Annotated in this window: 23 protein-coding genes; 6 read left to right on the top strand and 17 right to left on the bottom strand. The window is 40.7% G+C overall.

Features of this window, described 5'->3' with window-relative positions; translation table 11 throughout:
* Window positions 1-5 precede the first annotated feature (5 nt).
* On the top strand, window positions 6-887 hold the full coding sequence (locus L0B70_RS04580) for a hypothetical protein (protein WP_235143116.1): 882 nt from the start codon (window positions 6-8) through the stop codon (window positions 885-887).
* Window positions 888-896: 9 nt separating this feature from the next.
* Window positions 897-1460: an aminoacyl-tRNA hydrolase gene (gene pth, locus L0B70_RS04575; RefSeq protein ID WP_235143115.1), complete on the top strand. Its 564-nt coding sequence runs from the start codon at window positions 897-899 to the stop codon at window positions 1458-1460.
* 97 nt (window positions 1461-1557) lie between these two features.
* Here pth and L0B70_RS04570 read toward each other — a convergent pair whose 3' ends face one another.
* From L0B70_RS04570 to L0B70_RS04535, 8 genes are all read right to left on the bottom strand, one after another.
* Complete coding sequence (locus L0B70_RS04570; RefSeq protein ID WP_235143114.1) at window positions 1558-2388, bottom strand: T9SS type A sorting domain-containing protein; 831 nt, start codon at window positions 2386-2388, stop codon at window positions 1558-1560.
* Window positions 2389-2725: 337 nt separating this feature from the next.
* Window positions 2726-3394 carry a carbonic anhydrase gene (locus L0B70_RS04565; protein WP_235143113.1) on the bottom strand — a complete coding sequence of 223 codons (669 nt, stop codon included), beginning with the start codon at window positions 3392-3394 and terminating at the stop codon, window positions 2726-2728.
* A gap of 95 nt (window positions 3395-3489) precedes the next feature.
* Window positions 3490-4047 carry a serine acetyltransferase gene (locus L0B70_RS04560; RefSeq protein WP_235143112.1) on the bottom strand — a complete coding sequence of 186 codons (558 nt, stop codon included), beginning with the start codon at window positions 4045-4047 and terminating at the stop codon, window positions 3490-3492.
* 26 nt (window positions 4048-4073) lie between these two features.
* On the bottom strand, window positions 4074-5246 hold the full coding sequence (locus tag L0B70_RS04555; RefSeq protein ID WP_235143111.1) for a glycosyltransferase: 1173 nt from the start codon (window positions 5244-5246) through the stop codon (window positions 4074-4076).
* Between the two features lie 4 nt (window positions 5247-5250).
* Window positions 5251-5811: an acyltransferase gene (locus tag L0B70_RS04550; protein ID WP_235143110.1), complete on the bottom strand. Its 561-nt coding sequence runs from the start codon at window positions 5809-5811 to the stop codon at window positions 5251-5253.
* Between the two features lies 1 nt (window position 5812).
* Window positions 5813-6967 (bottom strand): glycosyltransferase, encoded by a 1155-nt coding sequence (locus L0B70_RS04545; RefSeq protein ID WP_235143109.1) that lies wholly within the window; start codon window positions 6965-6967, stop codon window positions 5813-5815.
* Window positions 6968-6996: 29 nt separating this feature from the next.
* Complete coding sequence (locus tag L0B70_RS04540) at window positions 6997-8016, bottom strand: glycosyltransferase family 2 protein (protein ID WP_235143108.1); 1020 nt, start codon at window positions 8014-8016, stop codon at window positions 6997-6999.
* Window positions 8007-8954, bottom strand: coding sequence for a glycosyltransferase (locus tag L0B70_RS04535; protein WP_235143107.1), 948 nt, complete (start codon window positions 8952-8954; stop codon window positions 8007-8009). Before L0B70_RS04535 ends, L0B70_RS04540 begins: the two co-directional genes overlap by 10 nt.
* 167 nt (window positions 8955-9121) lie before the next feature.
* On the opposite strand from L0B70_RS04535, the gene L0B70_RS04530 reads away from it, so the two are divergent.
* A complete protein-coding gene (locus L0B70_RS04530) occupies window positions 9122-10117 on the top strand; it encodes a glycosyltransferase (protein WP_235143106.1) in 996 nt (331 codons plus the stop codon).
* On the opposite strand, the gene L0B70_RS04525 is transcribed toward L0B70_RS04530, so the two are convergent.
* The 9 genes from L0B70_RS04525 to L0B70_RS04485 all read right to left on the bottom strand — a co-directional run bounded on the left by L0B70_RS04525 (window position 10079) and on the right by L0B70_RS04485 (window position 18944).
* A complete protein-coding gene (locus tag L0B70_RS04525) occupies window positions 10079-11011 on the bottom strand; it encodes a glycosyltransferase family 2 protein (RefSeq protein ID WP_235143105.1) in 933 nt (310 codons plus the stop codon). The two genes, L0B70_RS04530 and L0B70_RS04525, sit on opposite strands and share 39 nt — an antisense overlap.
* Entirely contained in the window at window positions 11008-11766 is a 759-nt protein-coding gene (locus L0B70_RS04520) for a glycosyltransferase family A protein (RefSeq protein WP_235143104.1), read from the bottom strand. Before L0B70_RS04520 ends, L0B70_RS04525 begins: the two co-directional genes overlap by 4 nt.
* Window positions 11763-12668 carry a glycosyltransferase family 2 protein gene (locus L0B70_RS04515; protein ID WP_235143103.1) on the bottom strand — a complete coding sequence of 302 codons (906 nt, stop codon included), beginning with the start codon at window positions 12666-12668 and terminating at the stop codon, window positions 11763-11765. Before L0B70_RS04515 ends, L0B70_RS04520 begins: the two co-directional genes overlap by 4 nt.
* Window positions 12665-13531: a glycosyltransferase gene (locus tag L0B70_RS04510; RefSeq protein ID WP_235143102.1), complete on the bottom strand. Its 867-nt coding sequence runs from the start codon at window positions 13529-13531 to the stop codon at window positions 12665-12667. Before L0B70_RS04510 ends, L0B70_RS04515 begins: the two co-directional genes overlap by 4 nt.
* 52 nt (window positions 13532-13583) lie before the next feature.
* Window positions 13584-14417, bottom strand: coding sequence for an FkbM family methyltransferase (locus tag L0B70_RS04505; protein ID WP_235143101.1), 834 nt, complete (start codon window positions 14415-14417; stop codon window positions 13584-13586).
* A 12-nt stretch (window positions 14418-14429) separates the two neighbouring features.
* Entirely contained in the window at window positions 14430-15656 is a 1227-nt protein-coding gene (locus L0B70_RS04500) for a polysaccharide ABC transporter ATP-binding protein (protein WP_235143100.1), read from the bottom strand.
* 88 nt (window positions 15657-15744) lie between these two features.
* A complete protein-coding gene (locus L0B70_RS04495; protein ID WP_235143099.1) occupies window positions 15745-16593 on the bottom strand; it encodes an ABC transporter permease in 849 nt (282 codons plus the stop codon).
* A gap of 29 nt (window positions 16594-16622) precedes the next feature.
* Window positions 16623-17606 carry a hypothetical protein gene (locus tag L0B70_RS04490; protein WP_235143098.1) on the bottom strand — a complete coding sequence of 328 codons (984 nt, stop codon included), beginning with the start codon at window positions 17604-17606 and terminating at the stop codon, window positions 16623-16625.
* Between the two features lie 27 nt (window positions 17607-17633).
* Window positions 17634-18944 (bottom strand): UDP-glucose/GDP-mannose dehydrogenase family protein, encoded by a 1311-nt coding sequence (locus tag L0B70_RS04485; RefSeq protein ID WP_235143097.1) that lies wholly within the window; start codon window positions 18942-18944, stop codon window positions 17634-17636.
* Between the two features lie 184 nt (window positions 18945-19128).
* Here L0B70_RS04485 and rimP point away from each other — a divergent pair, with 184 nt between their 5' ends.
* The 3 genes from rimP to infB all read left to right on the top strand — a co-directional run bounded on the left by rimP (window position 19129) and on the right by infB (window position 23873).
* A complete protein-coding gene (gene rimP, locus L0B70_RS04480) occupies window positions 19129-19596 on the top strand; it encodes a ribosome assembly cofactor RimP (RefSeq protein ID WP_235143096.1) in 468 nt (155 codons plus the stop codon).
* 61 nt (window positions 19597-19657) lie between these two features.
* Window positions 19658-20905: a transcription termination factor NusA gene (gene nusA, locus L0B70_RS04475; protein ID WP_235143095.1), complete on the top strand. Its 1248-nt coding sequence runs from the start codon at window positions 19658-19660 to the stop codon at window positions 20903-20905.
* 73 nt (window positions 20906-20978) lie between these two features.
* Window positions 20979-23873 carry a translation initiation factor IF-2 gene (infB, locus tag L0B70_RS04470; RefSeq protein ID WP_235143094.1) on the top strand — a complete coding sequence of 965 codons (2895 nt, stop codon included), beginning with the start codon at window positions 20979-20981 and terminating at the stop codon, window positions 23871-23873.
* Window positions 23874-24117: the final 244 nt, after the last annotated feature.

Below are 24117 nucleotides of genomic sequence, written 5' to 3'. Positions count from 1 at the left end.
TTGAGATGAAACATGTTTTAAATATTTTCGCGCTGATCTTCAGCGCACTTCTTCTCTTTTCCTGCGAACCCAGCCGCGACGAGAACGGTGATTACCTTTTTGGAGTGAATCCGAACCCAAATACCAATCCGGGCGGCGGAACATCAGGAAACCTGAAAAACTTGAAATCGGTGACCTTCGATGACGGCACCGGCGAAAAGGTTACCTATAATTATACTTACGCGGCAGACAAGCTAATTGGCGTGACCACCAGTGATAATTCAGTTTCTTACACGATTTTGTATGACAATAATCTTATCGATAAAATCACGGTCGTTCAGGATGATACAGGAATTACAACAACCGATTTTACGCTTACCTATAACAACGGACAGTTGGTGGAAGCGAAAGGAGTAGGCTCCGAAGAAGGTGGAAACTCCTTTACAAATACGCTCACCGCTTTTTACACCAATAATAAGGTTTCGAAAGTTTTATCAAAAATGGTCGGAATTGACAGCGCCGATCCCACGGTTACTTATGAACTGTTTACGCTGCAGAGCGATATCACCTACGCCGGAAATAATATTTCTATGTGGAAGTTTACAACACTTTTCCCCGCCACCGTACCTTTACCAGCAATTGTACTGACGAGCACTTTTAGTGATTACGACAACAAAAAGAATCCTTTCAACACGCTGCCCGAAGCTTTCAATATTGTAAGTTCGCTTTACGGCTTAGACAGCACCGCCGTTACGGGTTTTTCGGCAAATAATTATGGAAAAGTGACGGTAGCATCAGATTCAGACAGCCAATCAGCAACTTATACCTACACTTACGATGCAGACGGCTATCCCACAAAAGCGGTCGCTTCTAATAATTTAGGAACATTAACCTTCACGTACCAATAAATTTTCAGCATGAAATACCTGATTGTAGGTCTCGGAAATAAAGGCGACGAATATACTGAAACCCGGCATAATGTCGGGTTTAAAGTTGCAGAAAAAATTGCCGAAACTCTGGAAGTCCCGTTCAAATCGTCTAATTTTGGACTGATGGCGGAAGGAAAATACAAAGGCCGAAAAGTCTTCATCCTGAAACCCGATACGTATATGAATCTTTCCGGAAATGCGGTGAAATTTTGGCTTCAAAAAGAAAATATTCCTCTGGAAAATTTGATGATTGTAACGGACGATCTTTCGTTGCCTTTTGGTACTTTAAGAATGAAAATGAAAGGTTCGGATGCGGGCCACAACGGGTTGAAAAGTATTCAGGAACAATTGCAGACGCAAAATTATCCGCGTTTAAGATTTGGCATTTCCGCGGAATTTTCGGAAGGGAAGCAAGTCGATTACGTACTTGGAAGATGGGAAGGCGAGGAAAAAGAAAAACTCCCCGAACGAATCGAGAAGTTTTCTAAGGCGTGTTTGTCTTTTGTTTTCGCGGGAATCCAGAATGCGATGACAGCGTTTAATGGGAAGTAATTTTTTTTGACTGCGCGCAGATTGCGCGGATTTTAAATGTGCTCTTCGTTATTACAACGCCGTGCTTTTTCTTCTCAGCGTTTCGAAAACATCAATTTTATTCCTTTATAAAGCGGTTGATGTAAGAATTTTTGTTGGTTTTAATTTTAATAAAATAGATGCCGGGAGCGAGAGTTTTTACATTTACAGTGTTATTTTTTTCCTTCGCTTCAAATTTTTTACCGGTTATATCCATTACTTCCACGCTCTGCACCGTCTCGTTTTTAAGATTAATCTTAATTTCGGTCGTCGCGGGATTTGGGTAAATTACCAATTTATTCTTACTAATCACGTCCGTAGTTCCAGCGGTGAAATTGTAATTGGTAATATCGTCTATAATGAGGGCGTTCTGATTTTCGCTGTTGTAATGTCTGAAATATAATTTGACCTCCGTTCCGAAAATATCCTGATTATACTTATCAACCAATACTACTTTAGAAGCCGTGCCCGAGGTTAGTGTTTCAAAATAGAGCGGGGTTTCGTTTCCGGTAAATGTCTGGTTTGCCGGAAGCATGTAGAGCGCATACGTTTCTGCGAATTTGGAGGGATCGCCGGCAGAAATCCGAAATGATATCCCCAGAATGTAATTAACGTTTTTAATATGGGGGTATTCATACAAAAAGCCTGGCGAAACCAAAACATTGTCCGGGTTTAAACCCTCGTCAGTAACCTGATCATAAGAATTTGAAACGTAAGTGTAGCCGCTAAATCCCAAACTGGTCGTCAGCGTGTTCGCCGGTGTAAGATTCCAGGTTTTTCCATCGACGTCCAGATCGAGTGTGGACCAGCGCTGATCTGCAATTTCATTTTCGAAATTTTCCTGCAATCCATAATTTTGTGCGGGCGAAATGGTGTAGAGAAAGAGAGAAAGAAGTAAAAAGTGTTTCATATGTTTATATTTAATGGTGTTTTAAAGTGAGGAAAGTGCATAAAACGACTTCATTACATTAAAACATTTTGCCACGTGCTGGTTTGTTTAGCGCAGTTTTTCACAGCTTCCTCAATTCTTCCTGAACACTTAAATAATCGGTATGTTTGTACGATACGATTATTAGGGTGCATCTATCTGTGCTCAAAATCCATCGCAAATTCCGCAGATTTGCGCCGATTTTTTGGTCATGTTCACTGATTTCTTTGGCTTTAAATATTCGGTAAGCAGCGTAATTATCCACCTCACATCCTTGTAAGGCTGTGCATAAAATTTGAGAATATTTGAGTAGCAAAAACTATTTTTTCTTCCGGCTCATCACCCAATCCGAGTTCGTCAGGTTGTAAATCTTCTGAATGTCTTTCAGAATTTTCTCGAAATCGATGTCCAGATCGATGATTTTTCCGCTTTTCATATCGAAAACCCACCCGTGAACGATCGGATATTCATCGACGATATATTCTTCCTGAACCGACGCCATTTTGATGACGTTGATGCACTGTTCCTGCACATTTAGCTCTACCAAACGGTCGTAGCGCTTTTGTTCATCTTCAATTTTATCCAGTTCTACCTGATGCAATCGGTAAACATCACGAATCGTACGCAGCCAGGGATTTAATAAACCTAAATCTTCCGGCGTCATCGCGGCTTTTATACCACCACAACCGTAATGCCCGCAAACAATAATGTGTTTAACCTGCAAATGTTCCACGGCGTATTGGATCACCGCTGTCGAGCTCATATCCAAAGTGTTCACAACATTGGCGATATTGCGGTGCACAAAGAGTTCGCCCGGTTTCATGCCCATCATTTCTTCCGCAGAAACGCGGCTGTCTGAACATCCGATGTAAAGAAATTCAGGAGTTTGAGTTTTCGATAGATTATTAAAAAATTCGGGATTCACAGCGACCTGAGATTCTACCCATTTGCGGTTGTTTTCAAAAATGGCATCGTAAGATTTTTTCATTGAAGGGGATTTGGTGTCATTCGTTTTCTGATGTGTAAAAATAAGTGCTTCCAACTTAATATTAAAAGTTTCGGCGGGAAATTTCGGTAAAAATGCTACTCAATTTTATTGTTGATATAATCGTAAGTTGCGTTTTCATTCGGCGAAATTTGCGCGGGGTTGCCGACTACCACAGAATTGGACGGCACATTAAAATTGACGTAAGCATTTGGCGCGATCAGAACATTATTTCCGATCCGGATGTTGCCGACGAGAACAGCATTTGGGCCAATCCAGACTTCATCACCGATTTCCGGTACGCCTTCATTTCGGCCGCGGTTGGCCTGCGCGATGGTCACGCCCTGCGCAATATTGCAGTTTTTGCCAATCTTCGCTTTTGGATTTATTACTAAAGCGCCCCAATGACCGAGATATAATCCGGCGCCAATCTGCGTTTCCGGATAAATCTGGAAACCGTATTTGATTTGATAATGCCTTAAAATCAAACGCCAGAATTTCCCGGAAAAAGTGTTTTTAGGATGTTTTTGGGTGATTCTTAAAAGATAAATAAAGTGCAGATTCGGATTGATGCATTTCTTCCAAATCTGAACGGTGGAAAGCCAGCTGCCGCTTTCGCGGTAGAAATCTTTTTGTAAAGTCGTTTTTTCAGCCATTGAAACAAAGATAACAGAAAATACATTTATAATTCGTCCAAAATTTTGATGATCGCAGTGACGGAGTTTTCCAGATTAAAAGGCATTTTATACTCTTTCAACTGCGCTTCATATTTGCCAAAACTTTCGGGATTTTGAAGCGCCTGTTTCATGCCTTCGTAAATTCCTTCTTCGGAATTATCGACGATGAGGCCGAGTTTTCCGTCTTCCAACATTTCGCGAACGCCCGAAACATCGGTGGCGATTATTTTCTTCTTTAACGTGATGGCTTCAAACAAAACCGTCGGAAAACCCTCGTATCTGGAACTTAAAATATAAAAATCGGCGGTTTTAAAATAAGGATACGGATTATCGCTAAAGCCGAAAAGTGCTGCCGTTTCGGTCACCTTTAAATCTTCCTGTAATTTTTTAATGTTTTCAAAATCATAACCATCACCGATAATTTCAATTTTATGCGGGAAACCTTCTGCCAACAGCCGTTTGTGCACTTTTAATAACCGATCGAAACCTTTCTGCGGAAAAACAGTTCCAACAGACAAAAAAAGCGGAACCTTAGGCTCGGATGTTCTGCTTTGTTCTTCGTTTATGCGACTTCCAATCTCTGATTTTTGAAGTATTTCGTCCGTATCCAAAGGATTATAAATTCGCACAATTTTATTTTTTTCAACTTCGGTTTGTGCCGTATTTTCAAAATCGCGCTGAATTTTCTCCGAAATAACCATGATTTTATCAAAGCCAAAAAACTTTTGGAATTCCGCGTCGGTGTAATTGCGAAACTCCGTTTTCTTTAGATCGTTGTGGATCCAAATGATTTTTTTTGATGATTTCAACGGTGAGTTTAAAATTTCGTCGCGCATTCCGTGAATGGCGGCAAATTCGATATCGTATTTTTTTCCTTTTAAAATAAACCGGTAAAGAAGGAAAGGAAATAATTGTAAAACTTTCTGATAAAGAACGCGGTACGTTTTTGTTGGAAGATCGTGCAGGCGGTTAGTAGTGATCATTTCGCCTTTGTTCAAATACAAAACATTGATCCATTTTGGAACTTCTGCCAAATATTTCCCCGAATATAAATTGAGCAAAAGATCGATCTCATATTTGTCCTGCGGCAGATTTTTCAAAAAAGTAACCAACACTTTTTCGGCACCGCCGTGACGTAAAGAACCGATTCTGAGGAGGATTTTCTTTTTTGTAGCCACCGATTTATTTTATAGGTTTATAATTGTGCGGTAAATGATTTTTGATGTAAGAATCTAAATTCGGACGGTTTTCTTCGAGTTCTCTTGGATAGAGCACATTGTTTTTCAGTGCCTTGTCGCCGTATTCTTCAATCGTACAAATGAATTTAGCTGGAACGCCGGCGAAAACCGAATTGGCAGGCGTAGAAGAATTCAGCACCGAACCTGCGCCCAAAATACAGTTGTCGCCCATTTCGACGCCCGGAAGGATCGTGCAGTTATTTCCAATGAAACAGTTCTTACCGATTTTTATGCGTCCGAAATTTCTCGCGTCCCGGTATTTTTCCATGGACCGAATGACGTACATTGCGCCATCGTGGTTGATGAAGGTGCAGTTGGCGGTAATTTTCGTGCGGTCGCCGATCTCAATCAAATAAGGTTCGGATCCAAATTTTGGTGCTTCGATGAAAACCACGTCTTTTCCCACTTTCAAACCGCGGGATTTGCAGATTTCGATGTAGGCTTTGTCGCGAAGTTCGGTACAAAGCGTGTGGATTTTTAGAATAATTCGGTAGATTATTTTCATCTTAATTAAATAATTGATCGATCTGATGAAAGATACGGTTGTTTTTTTCTTTTAACTCTGCTAAAGAATCGTGCTGCGAAAATCTTTTTTGCCGCGAAGGATCGTCCAGAACGGCTTTCATCTTCTGCAACAGGTTTTTTTCGCCTGGATCAAACAATAAACCGTTGACGTTGTGGTGCACCATTTCCGGAACGCCGCCCACGTTCGTGGAGAGCACGGGTTTGTTCAGGCAAAGCGCTTCGCCGATTACCATCGGGTAACTTTCGCTGTAGGAAGGCAGCACGAAATATCGTGAGTTTTGAATGTATTTGATTGGATTATTGGAAAATCCGTAAAGGAAGAACGTCTCCGCCAGATTGTATTTTCGAATGAACGCTTCCAGCTCGTCGCGCTGCATTCCATCGCCAATGATGAGGGTTTTGATGGTGTAACCCAACATAATGAGTTGGTGATGTGCTTCCAGCAGATCTTTAATTCCTTTTTGAGAAAACAACCTGCCGACGGAAACAAAATCGATGTTACGAAATTTTTCTTCCACAGGTTCTGCAGCCAGTTTTAGGATATGCTCGATTGCGAGCGGATTATTGATGACTACTGCGTTTTTCAGGTCAACGTTCCAGTTTTTTTCGACGATATTTTTTCCGTGCTGTGATACGAAGACACCGGTGTCGAATTTTGACATGAGATCGACAAAGTTTTTGTTTTGAACGTCCGTAAATCCGGAATTTCTGAGGTCGCCATGAATCCAGTACATTTTTTTGCTCTGTTTGTTCCGACTGTTGTACACGTCCTGAAGCATATAATGGCTGAAGGCAACCTCGTAATCAAAATCTAAAAGCTGATGTTTTTGGTAAAACTTACGCGGAAATCTTTGAAAAAAAGCGTATTTAAGCCTGCGTGTGATTTTTTGGAGCAGATTCAAAAATTTATTTTCTGAAAAAGAACTGCGGTCCTCGCCGATCGCTACAATCTTGACTTCCGGTGGTACGCGCTGCAAAAACTCGCCCTGACCGTAATTCAACAAAAGAACAACTTCATATTTTGTATAATCAAAATGGTTCAGAAGGTTCAGCAGCACGGTTTCGATGCCGCCCATCTCCAGGGAGCGGTGACGAAAGATTATTTTTATTTTTTGCGACTGCATCGGTTTCGGCATAGTGTAGAGGAAATTCAGAAGACAGCGGCTTAACTGGCGACCATTGCGCCCAAATTTCGGTATTGATCCTTAAACTTCTCCACCCATTTTTCAAAATCGGAGACGTTCATCTTGTCTTCGATAAATTTAGAAAAATATTCCGTAGCGAAGTCGTTTGGGAAATTCTGCATGGCATCAAAAGTACCCAAAAGCCAGGCTTCGTTTATCAGATGATTAAAATAATTGACATCAAACGCGATTTCGTATTTGTGATAAGAATTTGTGGCAGATGATTGAAATGTCGTTTTTAAAAATTCTGTCGCCGTTCTTGCAATAAAATTGGGATTGGATTTATTTTTATGATAATACACTGCGGCGTTTCGCAACTGCGCTTTTTCGTCGACCTCATCCTGAGAATCTTTCCAAATGTGCAGCCAGTATTTCTTGTCGTAAATGCCCATGGCGATGGAGTTTAACGACCAGTAACTGTTGCGCGTGTTGTTATCCACAAAACCTAATTTGTACAAAATGGTGAAAATTTTAAACCTGTTATACATCAGACAATCCATGACCCATTTCCTTCCGGTAAATAGTTTTTTCGGGCGAAGCCGATCGATGTGGTTTGTGATCGGGCTCATTTTTACGTGTTCCTCTTCTTCTTTATTTCCGAGCCAGCCCAATTTCAGTAAGGAAATGTGGTGATTTGCCATGTCTTTTTTAATTTCGGATAGATTGACGGGCTGCGTAAACCAAACATCGTCTTCCGTCACGAGAACGTAATCTTCCGCGTCATCTACCGCGTTATACCAGAGTTTGGCAGGAATTTGAAAGCCGTCGATCTCTTTTCCGGACTGAATATTTTCTGCAATGGCCGCCGTTTTGGTCCTGTAATTTTCAGAAGTTAAAATGGTAGCGTGCGGATGAGCTTTTTTTATCTTCGCCAAATATTTGTCCGGCGTACCGTCATCCAGAATAAGGATTTGGAACTTACCCGAAACGAACTTTTCGATGCTTCGCAAACAACGGTCCAGGTAAAAAGGGCGGTTAAAGGATTTGATGATCAGCTGCATGAAACGGGACTTAATTTAAAATAACATTTGGCGAAAAAGGCCGGAAGTTTACTTAAAATTCTGAAAAATTTAAATATGTTATCGTCTCCAAAATCCTGTTCTGCTTTACTTAAAAGCTTATCTGCCTCCATTTTACAGGTGAATTTTAAAGCGGTTCGGAGGGCGAAAACAAGTTCTTCTCTGGAGTTTTTAAAGTCTTTATCCAAAATTTTTACATAAGAGGAAGGTTCAAAAGAATCGTAGGAATCGCGACCGTCTTTTGTTCTTTCCACGAAAAACTGCCGTGCTTTTTCTGTGAAGATCCAGCGAATAAACTTGTCGTCTTTTCGCGAAATGGACGTTTTCAGAATTCGGTATTGTAAAAGGGTTTCATTTAAGTTGGCAAACTTTAAATCCTGCGTCATCAGTCTGAAATAAAGATCGTAATCTTCACAATAGCGCATTTTTTCGCGGTATTGTATTCCGGTATTTCTAAACATAATCGTGGGATGAAACATAGAAATCCGGCGGAACATTTTTTCCTTGATTTTGTTATTTTTCAGCGGGGCTTCCATTTGGTGAAGCGGAGAATCATTTTCGTCAATGCACTGCATATTGCTTCCCACAATAAAAATATCGGTGTGCTCCTCCAGAAAAGTAACCTGTTTTTCCAATCGCTGCAAATCGCAGATATCGTCGGCATCCATCCTGGCGATATACTTTCCTTTGGCCTGTGCTAAACCGAAATTCAGATTTTCGATAAAACCGGCGACGCCTTTATTTTTTTCTTTTTGAATGATTTTAACCCGCGAATCTTTGTTTTGATAAACCGAAAGTATCGAAGCAGTGCGGTCCGTGGAAGCATCATCGATTATGATGAATTCGAAGTCCGGAAATGTTTGATGCAAAACCGAATCCATCGCTTCGCGCAGATATTTTTCGCCGTTATACACAGACATTATTACCGAAACTTTCTTTTGATCATTCATCAAGGCAAAAATATAAAGTGAAATTTATTGATTCCTGTGGTTTAAAATCAGCAACAGAAACGTACTTCTATTTTCTTAGATAACAAAGATAACCGTTTCCCTATAAAATCTGTATTTTTGAAATAAACTTAGATTTTATGCAACCTTTAGTCACCATTTCGATTCCGCTTTACAACTGCGAAGATTTTCTGCCAGCGTGTTTAGAATCGGTTCGACAGCAATCCTATTCGAACCTCGAGGTGACTTTAATTAATGATCAAACGCCCGATAACAGTGTAAAACTTGCGCAGGATTTTATTGCGCGGCACAAACTTCAGACCTGGAAAATCATCCATCTCGAAAAAAATTCGGGTCTTTCTGTCGTCCGCAACAAAGGGATTGAAACGGCGACCGGAAAATACGTGTTTTTTCTGGACAGCGACGACCAGATCATGCCCGATGCCATTAAACTTATGGTAGAATTTGCGGAGGCGAGAAAGGTGCAAATGGTAGTGGGAGACGTGGAAACCGTTGATGTAGGAGCGGCAAAAACCTCCAGTCTGTTCAGCGTCGAGTTTTCCGGAGATACCATTTATGGGAATGGTGCGGTTTTTCGCGCGTACGTCGCGGGACAATATCCTGTAACTTCCTGGAACAAGCTTTTTAAACGCAGTTTTCTCACTCAGAATGAACTTTACTTTACACCAAATATTTTTTCGGAAGACGAACTTCACAGTTTTAAAAGTGCGCTGAAACTGGAAAGTGTGGGTTTCATTCATCAGCCGACCTATCGCTATTTTCTGCATTCGAAATCCATCATTCACAACAAAAGCCGCAAAAATTTTCTGGACTGGACGCTGATTGCGCGGGAGATGGATCGCATACTGAAAGAGGAGACGCAGGCAGAACGCAGAAAACTAATGCTTCAGTATTTGGTGCATTTTAAAAAGATGACGCTCGCAATGAATTGGAAGGCGCAAAAAAATGAAACGCTGTGGAAGGAAAGTTATATCAGTTATAAAAAATTATCGTCACTGACGCTTGCGGATTACCTTTCGGCGGAGGTTCCGCTTTCGCTGAAAAAAGCCGATCTTTTTAGCAGACTGCCCACCGATTTAGGATTTCGCTTCTTCAGGTGGCGCTGGCAGCGTTGAAGCAGTGCCTTTCAAAAATATTTCGCAGCATTTCTTTAAGCTTAAATAGGGTGCGGTTTTTAAAATAAACCAAAGTCGCTCCGCGTAAAGCTTGCTGTCCGCATACAGGAGATCTTTGTAGGCTTTGGAAATTATTAAAATTCGCTCTTCTTTTGTAAAATTAAAAAACAGTTTTTTGATGATGTATTTTTTGGTTAAATACATCGCATAAACTTTATGTTTTAAATCCTGTTTGCTTCCGGAAATGCTGATCTGCGACAAACGCATAAAGCAATACGAATTTTCCAGTGTAAAAATCGTGTTGCCTTCGCAAAACTCCAGCCAGGCGATTTCGTCGCTGCCAAAAGCGTAGGGAAAATGATGGAAACCGTACTTTTTATAAGTGGATCTTTTAAAGATAAATTCCGGCAGGGAAAGATGATAATCCTGCGTGATTTTCTTGATATACGCCGTTGAGGGTTTTTCAAATTTTGGATAATCAAATGTCCGCAACGTCTTGCCACTTTCATCGATTTCGGTCACATTTGCGCGGATAACATTGTGATTTCCCGCATTAATTTCGTGCAGGCTGCCATAAAAATGTTCGACTAAATTTTCCGAGATCAGATCGTCATCACCCAAAAGCATGATCCATTCCTCGTCCTGCGTTAATTCGATGCAGCGTTCCCACTGTTTGGTAAGAAAAGTTCCGCCTTCATTTGTAGGAAAACGCTGATATTGAAGGTTGAGCAAACCGCGGTATTTATTTATAATTTCCGCCGGATCGTTCGGGCTGCAATCGTCACCAATATAAACGTTTAAATTTTTGTTGGTCTGTCTGGATAGCGAATCCAAACATTCCTCAAAAAATTCAATCTTGTAGTAAGGGATAACGATGGCTAATAGATTTTTCATTGTTTCTTCGGCGGTTTATACGTCCAGGAGGCGGAAACGTTGGCATGTTGCTCGTAAAAAATTTCCTCTGCGCTGAGGCTTTCGGGATTTTTGTACCAACCGCCGTGTTTTGCAGTGAAATTTCCGGCGATGCGTAAACCCTTGTAAAAATTGACGCCACTAAATCTGCGGGGATATTGCGGTTTGTACAGCGCAAAAGTCGTGTCGATGTCTGCTAAATAGCAGTTTTTTTCTACTTCATTTTCCCAGAAGGGTTTTTCCCACTCTAAAACCTTTTCGCGCTGCGAGAAATAAACGGGAATATCATCGATCTGCAAAGCGAAACCAACTTTCGTCACGCGGTCGAAATACTGATCCAGTTTCTGCAGAAGAATATTCATGAAATCTTTTGGTAAACTGGTGTTCGGAACAATATCCGCGTCTGTGATCACGTAATATCCTTGGCTATACTTTCGCCGGAGTTTTTCATCTTTAAAGAAAACCAAATGGCCCTCATTCTTTTCCATGAATTCTATTTTTACTTCATGTTGAATATTCCTGTAATACGCCAGTAAAGCAGGGAAAGAAGAGTGATTGTCGATGATGATGATGTTTTCAAAGCCGCGGTTCAAATAAAAATTTACCTGCTCTTTCAAATAAAATAGCTGATTGAAATTAATAATGATCACCGGAATCGACAGCGGATTTTTTCGCTGCGCTGCGATTAGAGGAGTTTTAAAAAGAAAGAACCGGTAAAAAATCTTCAGATATTTCATGCATTGTTCTTTAACAGGAATTTTTTGTAGGGAATTGTCAAAATTTTGTGTGGTTTCCCGATATAGAAATATAAAGGTATTAAATTGATCGTCTTGCGGACTTTCAAATGCCAACAGAGACTGAGATAAAATTTTAATAAAGGTTCTACATTCTTCTTTGGTAACCGTCGGAAATGGCCTAAAAGATCTTCATAAAAGTATAACCGCGCGACTTCTTTCTGTTTGTTATAAGCCGGATCGGCCGTCATGCCTGAGATGCTTTTTTCGGAAATCCGGACAAGAACTGGCGCTGTGCTGACGAAAAAAATAGCGCTAAAATGAGAAATTTCCAGGATCGCCATATCATCTGAAAACCACGCTAAGGGATATTTTTTGAAGCGAAATTTAAGGTATTCGGACTTTCTAAAAACATGTTCTGAAAGGCTGCTGCGCGCGTGCTTCAGAAAGTTGTCCGTCCAAATATCGGTATAATGTGCGATCTTTTTAAAGTTGGTAAATGGGGTTAAGACTGAGCTATTTCTATCCATTTCAGCCTGCGAAAATTTAATGACATTTATCTTCGACTCTTCGATCAGCGCCAGATTATTATAGAATTCTTCCACAAAATTCGCGGAAATCACGTCGTCGTCACCTAAGATTTGAAACCATTCTTCCGTCGTATTTTCCAGGATTCTTTCCCACTGTAAAGCTAAATTTTCGCCGCCAAGATTTTCTTTATACTCGAAATATTGACAGTCTTCTTCGCGAAAATATTTTTGAAGCAGCGGCAGTGGATTATCAGGGCTCGCGTCATTTCCTACGTAAAGCGCAAAATTTTTATTACTTTGGGCCGCAACGGATTTCAGGGTTTCTTCGAAGAAATCTATTTTGAAATAGGGAATGACGATCGCTAGTTGCTTCATGGAAAAAGTTTATACCGCATTTGCGCCACTTTTACGAAGAATGGCATTCTCTTTTTTAAGAGAAATATAACGCTTTTTAGATCAATGTCAAATAAAAATTTGCATAACAGAATGTTCTCTAGAACATGTCCTTCATCCAGGTCTTTGGACAAATTGACCGCAGATGCCTGTTGTGGATGATATCTAAACTTCACCAGTTTCTCGCCTAAAATACCGATGTCATATCTGGCTAAGGTTCTCAACCAATACGCATAATCGAGAATTTGCTTATAGCATTCGCTGAATGGGCCCACCTCCTCAAACAATCTTTTTGAAAAAAGACTTGCACACGGTTCGCCGATAATATTTTCCGCAGAATATACTTTAACGTCTAAATCTCTAAGATTTTTACGCGATAGAATAAAAAGATCGCTTTCCGGTAGGCCTGCAGGTTTTTGTAAATCTTTGTATTTCTCAAACCAGTCGCCCGTTGTGATTTGTAAAGAATCTTCGTCGATAATATTTCTTTTCGAAACAACAATATGCAATTTGTTTTTTAATAGACAGTTCAGCATTTCCTCTATGCAATTTGCTTCCAACACGTCATCCTGAAAAAGGATTTTTATATATTTTCCTCGTGCTTTATTTATAGAATTATTCCAGTTCGCACCAATACCTGCCGGTATGTGGGACAAGATAGATACGGGAAAACTTACTTCGGCTTTAAATTTTTCGCAAATATTTAACGTATTGTCGCTGGACCGATCATCAGAAATAACCACCTCAATATTTTTGTAAGTCTGTGCTTTAACAGATTCTAAAGCTTCCTGCAAATATTTTTCGCCATTAAAAGTGGGAATACAGATAGAAACCAGATCATCCATTCAGTCTTATTTTTAAGGAGATTTTCACTGTTATTTTATATTTGTGAAGAGATTATTTTCGATAGCAAAATATATTCAACTGCTGATTGAAGGTGGAAGGCGACTCATTGCAAAAAGGGAATTTAAGTGTGTCGTCCGCAACTCTGATATAATATTCGAAACCTTTTTGTTTTAAAAGGTTCAGGATTTCGCCTAAGTTTTGTGGTTCGTTCAGCAAGCCGTGATATTCCAAAAAGAGGTTCTTTACATTATCAAGATGAACTGCAATATCGAAAATTACCTTATTTTCCGCGCCTTCAATATCAATTTTAAGAAAATCGACAGGTTTCTGAAGATGTTTTTTTAAATCAACAGCCTGCACTTTTATAACATTGTTATTATTGCCAAAATCCACTACAGAAGATCCTGCCAAGGCACCTTCTGAGAAAAACGAAAGTTCCGTATCCTCAATCCAGACGGCCTCTTTTTTCAAAACGACGTCACTGAAATTATTATAAACCAAAATATTTTTCTTTAAAATATCGAAAATCTGGTCATCCGGTTCAAATGCAAGTATTTTGGATTTGGGAAAACGCTTTTTGAAGTAGAGAATGCTCAGTCCGATATTAGCGCCACAGTCGACGATATAAGGATTTTCTTTGTCGGATTCAAATTTATAAACTTCCTCATCAAACAACTCGTCTACCGAATGTACAAAGGAGGGACCGTGGGAAAACCGAAAGCGTTGTCCGAAGAAATGGCCTTCTCCCTCCATGAAAGGAGGATATTTCAGCAGCCGTTTTCGCTCACTTTCAGATATACCCGTTTTGGGATGGGGTACATCGCGGTTTTTGTACTCGGTATAGGCTTTTTTATTGAGCCGGTAAATCTTTTTAAATACATTCATTACAAGACTTTTTTATTGCCAGGAATAGCGTCCGAACACCGAACCATAATCGTATTCGCCATGTTTAGACAAATAAGAATCGGGATCGATTACGGTAAATTTGCAAACGTCTTCTGCGACGTCTATCTGGGCGACTTTGGGTTGATTGATGAAGGCATGGATGGAATAATTTCCGCGGACTAAAGTATGAGGTTCGATGCTCAACGTCATGTTTTCACTAACAAACTCGCGCTCGCAGGAAAATACGCGTTTTTTTCGCGAATCCAGAATGGTTACAAAAAAACTTGCGTTCGGAATGAGTTCTTTAATGCCCAGCGTAAATTTAAAATCAATCTGTTCATTATAAAAGTACTCGCGGCTCACTTCGCCGTCAACTTTCGTCACCTGAATTTCTTTGATAAACATTTTTTTATTTGAATGGTCCTGTCGGTTCAAATAGATAACGGCGTCATTGTCCGAATTCAAATAAGTGGACACTGTTTCTCTGATGTTGCCCGTATATTCCACCAAACCCTGGTTTAATAATATTCCGGTATTGCAGATCTGCGAAACTGCGTTGAGGTCGTGGCTCACAAACAGAACCGTGCGTCCGTCGCCTTTGCTCACATCGCCCATCTTGCCGAGGCATTTCGTCTGAAATTCAGCATCACCCACGGCGAGGACTTCATCCACAATCAATATTTCCGATTCCAGATGCGCCGCCACGGCAAATGCTAACCGAACATACATTCCGGACGAATATCTTTTTACAGGGGTATCGATATATCTTTCTACGCCCGAAAAATCCACGATTTCCTCAAATTTCCGTGTAATTTCCTTTCTCGTCATGCCGAGGATGGCGCCATTCAGATAGATGTTTTCGCGGCCCGTCATTTCGGGATGAAAACCTGTCCCGACTTCGAGTAAGGAAGCGATCCTGCCGTTCGTGTAAATTTTTCCTGTTGTGGGTTTTGTGACTTTACTTAATAATTTCAGGAGCGTCGATTTTCCCGCCCCGTTCCTGCCAATAATTCCTACTGCCTCGCCCTGGCCAATTTCAAAATTAATGTCGCGCAGAGACCAAACGTAGTCGCTTTCTCCCTTAGAAGCACGATCGTTAGCTTCCCCAATTTTCAGATAGGGATTTTCCTTGCCGCGCATCTGGTGCCAAAAACGGTTCAGGTCATGCGAAAGCGTTCCCGTCCCGACCTGCCCGAGGCGGTATTGTTTTGATATGTTTTCTGCTTTTAACGCGAGCATATTTTAATTTAAAATTTTATAAATCCACAAAGCCAATGAAAAGGAATATGTTCATTTTTTAAAATCACCCATCATCAATCACCCCTCCCTACACTGTGTCCATAAATCCTTTCTCCACTTTATTAAAAAACACGGTTCCGACCGCGAGCAAAATAAAGATAATAACCGAACTGATAATCAGCATGGAAGCGGAAAAATCTCCAACACCGAGCCAGGCATATTTAAAACATTCGAAAATTCCCGAAAGTGGATTGTAATACGCAATGTTTTTCAGCCGTGCAGGCAGCGCAGAAAGCGGATAAATAACGGGAGTGACATACATGAAAAGACTCACGCCGAAACCGAGCAACATCTGAATATCGCGGTATTTTGTCGTGAGCGAGGAAAATATCATTCCCATTCCGAGCGCGAAAGCCGCCATTAAAACAATTAGAAAGGGCGTGGCCAAAATCCAGATATTTGGCTGCACCTGGCCCTGATAGTAGTAATAAAAAAAGACTCCTAAAAATAAAAGCATCTGCACGCCAAAGCGCATTAAATTTGAAATTACAACTGTTAAGGGCATGACGAGGCGCGGAAAATATACTTTACCAAAAATCGCGGCGTTGCCCGTAAATACGTTCGAAGTTCCCGTCAGACACGTGGAAAAATAATTCCAAAGCGTGACACCGGCCAGATAAAATAAAATTTTCGGCGCGCCATCCGTAGACAATCCGGCGATGTTGCCAAAAACAACGAGGTAAACGAGTGTGGTAAAAATGGGATTGATGAAAAACCACACCGGACCTAAGATTGTTTGCTTAAAACCCGAAATAAAATCCCGTTTCACAAACATGTACACCAAATCTTTGTACCGCCAAACTTCCTTGAGCTTCAGATCGAAAAGCGAGTGTTCAGCTTCGATGGTTTCGGTCCATTGTTGTTGAGGTTCGGCCATTTGCGGTTAATAATTTTATCAAAAATAAGTTAAATTAATGAATTCTTTTGCACCTCCAGCCTGCCGAGCAGCAGCGAAGTAAGAAAAATCGGAACATAAAGGCGGATTTCGTAAATAATTCCCGAATAAAAGCACATCAAAATATACGGAAGCGACAGCAGATGAAAAAGCAAAATGAGTTGAACCGCACGGCGGTCTTTTGCAATAATCAGGGTAAAAACAAAAAAAACGACCCAAAAAAGCAGTCCCAAACTATTTTTCGGTTGCGTGAAATTTTCGCGCAGCAGATTTCCGTCGTTCGTCGAAAAACTTTCGTGAAAAAGCCGCATGCCCAAATACACCGCGATAAATCCGGCTGCGAGTGCCAGAATTGGGAAAATCGCTTTTTTCGTCGTTCCAAACTTAACATATAAAAGTGTGGCTGCAAGTGAAAGCGAAAGGGCGGAAGATTCGCGGTTGAGCGTTGAAATCATCAGGATGAGGAGAAGCAGAGTGAGATTTAAAGGTGAATTATTTTTTAAATATTTCATCAGGACGTAAAAAAAGAGCAACATCAAAAAGTAACTCGAAACATCGTATGGGACAATTACAAACTGCGAAAACGCCAGCACAAAGACGGTTACTGCAATCAGCAGTATTTTTTCTGACGGCGTGGCAACAAAATTTTTAAAGTCGCTGATTAAAACAATTACTGCTGCAATGAAAACCAAAAAGATGGTGTTCAAAATATAGAAAGAAAGGTACATTTGCGGTTCGGCATCGTCCCGCAGAAAGTGCAATTTAAATAATTGATAATCAATGTTTAAACCCGATAAGAGATCGTAAATCCATATAAGAAAATAGGCGCTTAAAATGCGGTACTGGTAAATTCCGGACTGAAACTGCTCTGAAAAACCGGCGTAATTTAAAATCTTCGAAGAGTAAATATTTCCAAACGAAAAATAGATAAAACTGTTGACAGTAAATGCCAACAACGCTGCGAACAGGAGTCTGGAAAATAAATTTAATTTCAAAAGGGTGTGTTTTATATAGGCGAAAAATTATGCTATCGTTTTCCGGCCGATCGATTTGTAATAGAAACCGGATTCTTCCACCTGCTCCAGCGGAAACATATTCCTGCCATCGAAAATCGCCTTGTTCTTCATCTTTTTCGCCATCAGTTGAAAGTTCGGATTTTTAAATTCGCTCCATTCCGTCGCAATCAGCAAGCAATCGGCATCTTCCAGGGCAGCGTACATCTCCGAGGCGTAAGAAATTTTATCGCCCAAAATCCTCTTTACATTTTCCTCCGCAATGGAGTCGTACGCGGTAATTTTTGCGCCTTTTTCCAATAAAATTTTAATATTGTCCAACGAAGAAGCTTCGCGAACATCGTCAGTATTTGCTTTGAAGGCCAATCCCCATAAGGCAATCTTTTTACCCTGAAGATTTCCGCCAAAATATTTTTCTATTTCCGAAACCAAAATGATTTTCTGCGCCTGATTGACGTTTTCCGTCGCTTCCAAGATCTGGAAATCGAAATCTTCCTGTTTTCCGGATCGGATCAGAGCTTTCACATCTTTCGGAAAACAGCTCCCGCCGTAACCTATTCCGGGGAAAAGAAATCGATGCCCGATTCGGTCGTCCGAACCCATCCCCAGACGGACTTTATCGACGTCTGCGCCTACTTTTTCGCAGTAATTGGCAATCTCATTCATAAAGGTAATTTTCACGGCCAGAAAAGAATTCGCCGCGTATTTCGTAAGTTCCGAGGATTTTTCATCCATAAAAATAATCGGAATTCCAATATTGGTAAAAGGCTGATAAATCTTTCCCATAATTTCTTTGGCTCTTTCAGATTCGCTGCCTACGATCACGCGCGCAGGATTCATCGAATCTTCGACGGCAAAACCTTCGCGTAAAAATTCGGGATTGGAAACAACGTCGAACTCAAGCGGTGTTTTTTCGGAAATTGCTTGCCGCACAAGATCTGCAGTTCCCACGGGAACAGTAGATTTGTTGACAATCACTTTATATTCGGTGAGCAGTGTGCCTATTTGATCCGCTACGGACAGCACATAAGAAAGATCGGCGGAACCATCTTCGCCAGGCGGCGTTGGCAGGGCTAAATAAATCACCTCGCTTTTTTCCAGGGCATCTTTTAGTTCCGTTGTAAAAAATAATCGCTGAGCCTGAATATTCCGCAGAAACATTTCTTCCAGACCCGGTTCGTAAATCGGCACAATTCCTTTCTTCATCGTTTCTACTTTCTGCGCATCAATATCCACACAGTACACCGTGTTTCCCAGTTCTGCCAAAGTGGTTCCTGTAACCAGTCCCACATATCCGGTCCCAACAATCGTTATATTCAAAGTTTCAGTTTTTTAAAATGTTATCGCAAATATAAATAATTTTCCTGCTTGTGAGTTGGCACTCAATTATTAAGATGAAGGTATTTTGCGGATTTATCAAAATTGTGTATATTTGCATCGGAATTACGGAAATAATGAAAAGGCCTTCGCAAGAATGCCTTTTTTCGTAAAGCAAATTAAGGTTATGGAATTTAGACAGCAAATCGAAGAATTACTCAATACTTTTCTCGCAGAAAGGGAAGATCTTTATCTTATTGATCTGAAAATTTCTGCTGCCGATGCCATCACCGTGATCCTGGATGGTGACGAGGGCGTTACCTTGCAGGATTGCCTGGATGCCAGTCGCGCGATCGAAAATAATATGGATCGGGAGGAGCATGATTTCTCGCTTCAGGTCATGAGTGCGGGTTTGAGTGAACCCTTAAGTTCTCCGCGTCAGTTCAGGAAAAATATCGGCCGTGAACTGGAAATCGTACTTGCGGATGACAAAGAAATTGAAGGAGAATTGATTAAAGTAGAAGACGACAAGGTTACTTTAATTTTAAAATACCGGAAACCCAAAGAAATAGGGAAAGGAAAAGTAGATGTTGTGGAAGAAAGAGAAATCCCATACACCGATATAAAGAAAGCACTTGTTGCAGTAAAATTTTAAATAAAAACGATGCCGAGATATCCTCCCGCGCATCATTCATCACTTATAAAACAGAAGATAAATGGACGGTTTAGCATTGATTGAAGCATTTGGCGATTTCAAAGAAGATAAAAACATCAGCAAAATTGACCTGATGGCGATTATTGAAGATTCATTAAAGACTTTATTAAGAAAAAGATTCGATTCCGATGATCATTTCGACGTTATTGTAAATCCTGATAAAGGAGATTTTCAGATTTTTCTTAATAAAACCATCGTAGAAGACGATATGTCGGAAGATGATGATCTGGAAATTGAACTTTCTGAAGCCAAAAAAATCGACCCAACTTTCGAAGTTGGTGAAGATTTTACCGTGGAAATTCCAATCGCGCAGTTGGGGCGAAGAAGTATTTTAACGTTGAAGCAAATTTTAGCAACTAAACTTCAGGAACATAATAATGCTTATTTATATGAGCAGTTTAAAGATAAAATCGGGGAAATCGTTACGGGCGAGGTTCACCACATCCGTCACAAACATGTGATTTTGCTGGATGATGAGGATAACGAATTTATTTTGCCAAAAGAAAATCAGATTCCGTCGGATTTCTTTAAAAAAGGAGAAAATATCCGGGCGATTGTTGAAAGTGTGGATTTCAAAGGCTCCAAGCCTCAGATCATCGTTTCGCGAACTGCTCCGAAATTTTTGGAGAAATTGCTTGAACTGGAAATCCCTGAGATTCAGGACGGAACAATTATTTTGAAAAAAGTGGTCCGTATCCCGGGAGAAAAAGCAAAAATTGCCGTAGATGCTTACGACGACAGGATTGATCCGGTTGGAGCATGTGTGGGTGTGAAAGGATCCAGAATTCACGGCGTTGTCCGCGAGTTGAAGAACGAAAACATCGATGTGATCCAATGGTCCAAAAATCCTGAAATTATGGTGAAAAGGGCTTTAGGAAACATCACCATCAATAAAATTGACATTAATCTCGAAACCAATTACGCCATGGTGTACACACCGGTGGAAGAAATTTCCAGAGTTATTGGTAAACAAGGGCAGAATATTCGTTTGGCATCATGGTTAAGCGGCTTCGAAATCGATGTTCACAGAGAGTCCAGCGAAGATGATGATGTTGAATTGAAAGAATTTTTAGGAACGGAAGAAGGTGATATTGAACAGTGGATTATTGATGAGTTCCAAAAGGTGGGACTTACCACCGCAAAAAGTATCATCGATAAGGATACAGAGGCACTTTTAAAAATGGTAGATTTGGAAGAAGAAACCATCGAAGAAGTAAAACTGATTTTAAAAGCGGAATTTGAAGACTAAACTTCAGAAAAATCATCAATCAAGTTAAAATAATTTAACTTTACAAAAATTTAAATAAAAGTATAAAATATACATGCCAAAAATTAGATTAAACAAAGCGGTTAAGGAATTTAATATTTCGATGACAAGACTTGTGGAATTTCTGCAGTCCAAGGGAATCGTAGTAGAAAGTAACCCGAACGCTCAATTGGAAGAATCGGCATATTCTGCATTGGAAGCGGAGTTCCGCAAAGACGGGGAACAAAGGAAAGCTTCTCATGAGGTGGTGATTGCAAAAGTTCCGGAAGAAAAACTGGAAATTGAAGCATCCAAACCTGAGGTAATAAGAGCCAAATCAAACCTGAGACCCGAAACAAAAGTTTTGGGCAAAATCGATCTTGATGCAAAGAAAGAGGAAGTTCAGGAACCAAAACCGGCGCAACCGGAAGTGAAAGAGGAAGTTCCTGCGAAAGAAACTCCTACTGTTCTTACGACTCCTGAAAAACAGGAATTCAAGATTTTAGATAAAATTGATCTTTCTCAAATTGAAGGAAATAAATCGAAATCTTCAAAATCTGCTTCACCGAAAAAAGAAGAAGAGAAACCTGCTGCGAAAGCAGAGGATACTCCGACTCCGAAAGTGGAGACCCCTGCAGCAGCTGCTGCACCTGCAGAAATTCCTGCAGCTCCGGCGCAGGAAATTATCCCTTCAGATGGTGAAAATCCGGAATCTACAAAAATAGAAACGGTGTACCAAAAGCTGGGCGGTGTGAAGATCCTGAAAGAGACCGTTGATCTTTCTCAGTTCAATAAACCCAAGCCTTCCGCCAACAGTGCTGCAGCCAAGAAAAAAAGAAAACGTATTGAGAAACCGGGAACTCCTGGTGCCGGGACGCAAGGTGCGGGTGGAAATCAACAGGGCAACCGACCTGCTGGTGCGGGCGGTAACAGACCTCCGGGGCCAGGTGGAAACAGACCTTCAGGACCGGGACAAAACCGACCGGGCGGCTATCAGGGCGGCAACAACCGACCATCAGGACCAGGCGGTTCCCGACGGGGCGCACCTTCAATGCCCGTAGAATTAACCGACGAGCAGGTTAAAAATCAGATTAAAGAAACCCTGGAAAAACTAACCAGCAAAGCAGGTAAGAATAAAGGGGCAAAATACAGAAAAGAAAAGAGGGTTTACAGACGAGAGCAGGACGAAATGCAGCAGGAAATGGATGCAGCAGACAGAACCTTGAAAGTAACGGAATTTATTACCGTTGGTGAATTGGCAAGTTTGATGAACGTTTCGCCTACCGAAGTAATCTCCGCATGTTTCTCCTTGGGAGTAATGGTAACGATGAATCAGCGTCTGGAAGCAGATACGCTTTTATTAGTTGCGGATGAATTCGGATTTAAAATTGAATTCTCCGATGCCGATCTTGAAGAATCTGTTATCGAAGAAAATACAGATACTGCCGAGGATCTTAAAGCCAGAGCGCCAATCGTTACCGTAATGGGTCACGTAGATCATGGTAAAACATCTTTACTGGATTACATTAGAAAAACAAACGTAATCGCTGGCGAATCCGGTGGAATTACGCAGCATATTGGAGCGTACAACGTAAAACTGGAAAACGGTCAGCGAATTACCTTCCTCGATACTCCGGGTCACGAAGCGTTTACCGCGATGAGAGCCAGAGGTGCACAGGTTACCGATATCGCGATTATTGTAATCGCTGCGGACGATGACGTAATGCCTCAAACAAAAGAAGCAATTTCCCACGCGCAGGCAGCAGGAGTTCCGATGATTATCGCTTTAAATAAAGTTGATAAACCAACCTCCAACCCGGATAATATTCGCCAGCAGCTTTCAGCCATGAATGTTTTGGTAGAAGAATGGGGTGGCAGCGTGCAGTCTCAGGAAGTATCTGCTAAATTTGGTAACAATATGGATGCATTGTTGGAGAAAGTTCTTCTTCAGGCAGAAATGTTGGAACTGACAGCAAACCCGGATAAAAATGCACAAGGGGTTGTAATTGAAGCTTCTTTGGATAAAGGAAGAGGTTATATCTCAACCATTTTGGTACAGAGCGGAACGTTGAAAGTAGGAGATTACGTACTTGCCGGTAAAAACCACGGTAAAGTAAAAGCCATTCTTGATGAAAGAGGAAAATCTCTGGAGGAAGCCGGTCCGTCAATTCCTGTTACCATTTTAGGACTGGACGGAGCGCCGACTGCCGGAGATAAATTCCGCGTTTTCGAAGACGAACGAGAGGCTAAATCCATCGCAACTAAAAGAGAACAGTTGCAAAGAGAGCAATCCATCCGAACGAAAAAACACCTTACCCTTGATGAGTTAGGCAGACGTATCGCTCTTGGAGATTTCAAAGAACTGAATATTATCCTGAAAGGGGATGTTGATGGGTCTGTGGAAGCACTTTCCGATCAGTTACAAAGTTTGTCTACAGAAGAAATCAGCGTGAACATCATTCACCAGGGCGTGGGTCAGATCACCGAATCCGATGTATTGTTAGCAGCCGCTTCCGATGCTATTATGATTGGATTTAACGTAAGAGCCGGGGTAAACGCGAAAGAATTGGCAGACAAAGAAGAAATCGAGATCCGAACCTATTCTATTATCTACAAAGCGATTGACGAGGTAAAAGAAGCCATGGAAGGAATGCTTTCCCCAGAAATTAAAGAGCAGGTAATTGGTAACGTAGAAATACGCGAAACTTTCAAAATCACGAAAGTAGGAACGATTGCAGGTTGTATGGTTTTAACAGGAAAAGTGACCAGAAATTCAAAAATCAGATTGCTGCGGGACGGCATTGTGAAATTCGAAGGCGAACTCGAAAGCTTAAAACGTTTCAAAGACGACGTAAAAGAAGTAACCAAAGGTTACGAATGTGGATTGAATATTAAAGGATACAATGACATCGAAGTTGGTGATATCCTGGAAGTCTATGAAGAAGTTTCAGTAAAGAAAAAACTAAAATAAAAATTTAGACCTAATTATAGAAACCCGCTGAAAAGCGGGTTTTTTTGTGATTTGTTCAATATTGGTGAGGTTTTCCCGTGATTATCGTTATTATAGGTAATAATTGAAAAGTAGGTATTTTGGCGGAAATTAGTAAATAATACATAATGAATTGTTAATAAAATTAAGGTTACTTGAAGGATTATACAGATATTCTCTATAATTCAGAATATTGTCTTGTATATGTTAATTTAAATTAACATAT

This window comes from Kaistella sp. 97-N-M2 (assembly GCF_021513235.1).
Taxonomy (GTDB): Bacteria; Bacteroidota; Bacteroidia; order Flavobacteriales; family Weeksellaceae; genus Kaistella.
The sequence above is the reverse complement of the archived record's forward strand: the minus strand, read 5'-3'. Positions and strand labels throughout refer to the sequence as shown.